General features: G+C 47.3%; 2 protein-coding genes. Both read left to right on the forward strand.

Going from position 1 to position 777, the window contains the following annotated elements; all coding sequences use genetic code 11:
• Nucleotides 1-253, forward strand: a 253-nt coding sequence (gene rplX, locus AC1DUO_RS25705) for a 50S ribosomal protein L24 (RefSeq protein WP_477989541.1), incomplete at its 5' end; no start/stop codon positions are given.
• Nucleotides 254-267: 14 nt separating this feature from the next.
• The coding region (gene rplE, locus AC1DUO_RS25710; RefSeq protein WP_477989543.1) for a 50S ribosomal protein L5 at nt 268-777 on the forward strand (510 nt) is incomplete at its 3' end.

Consider the following 777-nt stretch of genomic DNA (forward strand, 5'->3'; position numbering starts at 1 on the left):
GCGCGGTAAAGTAAAAAATGTACTGTCTTCTGGCAAAGTCATTGTTGAAGGTATCAACCTGGTTAAGAAACATCAGAAGCCTGTACCGGCCCTGAACCAACCAGGCGGCATCGTTGAAAAAGAAGCTGCAATTCCGGTTTCTAACGTTGCTCTCTTCAACACGGCTACTGGTAAGGCGGACCGTGTAGGCTTTAGATTTGAAGATGSCAAAAAAGTCCGTTTCTTCAAATCTAACAGCGTAACTATCAAGTAATTTGGAGTAGTACGATGGCGAAACTGCATGATTACTACAAAGACGATGTCGTAAAAAAACTCATGGCTGAGTTTGGTTACAATTCTGTCATGCAAGTCCCTCGGGTCGAGAAGATCACCCTGAACATGGGTGTTGGTGAAGCGATCGCTGACAAGAAACTGCTGGATAACGCAGCAGCTGACCTGGCAGCAATCTCCGGTCAAAAACCGTTGATCACCAAAGCACGCAAATCAGTTGCAGGCTTCAAAATTCGTCAGGGCTATCCGATCGGCTGTAAAGTAACCCTCCGCGGCGAACGCATGTGGGAGTTCTTTGAGCGTCTGGTCTCCATTGCTGTTCCACGTATTCGTGACTTCCGCGGCTTGTCTGCTAAGTCTTTCGATGGTCGTGGTAACTACAGCATGGGCGTGCGTGAACAGATCATCTTCCCGGAAATCGATTATGATAAAGTCGATCGCGTTCGTGGTTTAGATATTACTATCACCACTACTGCGAAATCCGATGATGAAGGCCGTGCATTGCTG

Source organism: Rahnella sp. P4_A8, assembly GCF_056402435.1.